The sequence below is a fragment of the Microcystis sp. LE19-195.1E genome (assembly GCF_027532095.1).
GTDB classification, from domain to species: domain Bacteria; phylum Cyanobacteriota; class Cyanobacteriia; order Cyanobacteriales; family Microcystaceae; genus Microcystis; species Microcystis aeruginosa.
This window is the reverse complement of record NZ_JAPZSZ010000352.1, coordinates 1-1620: the sequence shown is the minus strand read 5'-3', so window position 1 is coordinate 1620 and position 1620 is coordinate 1. Positions and strand designations below refer to the sequence as shown.

Below are 1620 nucleotides of genomic sequence, written 5' to 3'. Positions count from 1 at the left end.
GGTTCGATAGGGGGGCATAAATCGACTAAATCCTTATCTGGTAAGAGACTTAATTGATTAGTTCGCTCTAGATCAAAAACAATTGACAAAAATCGCTAAATGCCTTTCTATATAAGGGTTACATCCCTTATAACCCCCGTCTATTGCATAACACCAACCGAAGAGCCGATAATCGCAATAAATATTAAAAGAATTAAAACTGAAAACTCCAAGAGGCGGCTTTTTGCAGAGCTTGGCTTAAGGGGGTGTGAATCTGTCCGTTAGTGGCCAGGATTCGCCCCGTTTCTATCAGAAAAGGACTCTCATCGTAGGCGCTAATTTTACCCCCAGCTTCTTCGATCAGAATAATTCCCGCGGCCAGATCCCAGGGATTAATCCCTCGTTCCCAATAACCATCTAAGCGCCCACAGGCCACATCAGTTAAGTCTTTGGCAGCGGAACCGCTGCGGCGTACCCCTTGGGTCAGATGGGTCAGATAACAGAATTCGGCATAATTATTATCGGGGGTTTGACAACGATCATAGGCAAAGCCCGTCACCAGTAAACTTTTTTCTAGTTCACTCGTCCGGGAGACATGGATGGGACGACGGTTCAGGGTGGCCCCCAAACCCCTGGCTGCCCGAAATAGTTCCTTTCTAAAGGGGTTATAGATGACTCCCACTGCTGCTATCCCTGCGATCAGTAGTCCGATGGAGACGACGGATACGGGATAACCGTGGGCATAGTTGGTGGTTCCATCGAGAGGATCGATCGCCCAGAGATACTCGCTGTCCCTCCCTTGCATTTTTCCCGATTCTTCCGCTAAAATCCCATGTTCGGGAAAGTGACGGCCAATAATTTTGAGAATTTCTGTTTCTGCTCGACGATCTATTTCCGTCACTAAATCGCCCGATCGCCCTTTTTCTTCTATTGTCTCGATTTTACCCCAATTATCCTCGATAATTGTTCCCGCCGCTAGGGCGGCTTCGCTGGCAATGTCTAGGTATTTTTCTAATTGGCTGCTGGTATCTGGCACGATTAATCCTTAATCTATTCTTCATCTAAGGGTAAACCAAAACGCACTTTCCCACGGGCAAAAAAGCGACCGAATTGTAATTCATAGACTTCATCTTCGTCTTGGGTGGCTACTTCCATATCGCTACGGGCATAACTGACACAAAGTAAAGCATAACCTCTGGCTTTTAATTCCGGCGATAGTCCGATCGCTTCTGGTTGATGGATATCTCCCGATAATACCCTGACCGCACAGCTGGTACAAGCTCCATTGCGACAGGAAAAGGGTAATTGATGACTCTGTTTTTCCAGACTGTGCAGTATATAGTTATCCCCTGGAACGGTGGTGACAAATTTTTCGCCCGTCTGACGATTGTGAACGGTGATTTGATGATATTTAGTCATAGTTTAGTTAGGCGGAAATTATAGATGCAATTTAGATAGTTCTAAATTTAGGGGCTATTTTGGTCAGCCACCTTGATTATATCTGAACTTCCCCCATACATATATACCATAATAGCCCAAAACCCTTATCCATCAATGGATGTACCCCCTTAACTTTTCTTAATGTACCCATGTAATTTGTAACATTTCTTAATGGACAAGAATTCTCTCTATTTGCTAGAA

General features: G+C 44.8%; 2 protein-coding genes. Both read right to left on the bottom strand.

Features of this window, described 5'->3' with window-relative positions; genetic code table 11:
• Positions 1 to 193 precede the first annotated feature (193 nt).
• A complete protein-coding gene (locus O9300_RS18760) occupies positions 194 to 1015 on the bottom strand; it encodes an inositol monophosphatase family protein (RefSeq protein WP_190719261.1) in 822 nt (273 codons plus the stop codon).
• 14 nt (positions 1016 to 1029) lie between these two features.
• Positions 1030 to 1398: a 2Fe-2S iron-sulfur cluster-binding protein gene (locus O9300_RS18755; protein WP_002760814.1), complete on the bottom strand. Its 369-nt coding sequence runs from the start codon at positions 1396 to 1398 to the stop codon at positions 1030 to 1032.
• Between the last annotated feature and the right edge of the window lie 222 nt (positions 1399 to 1620).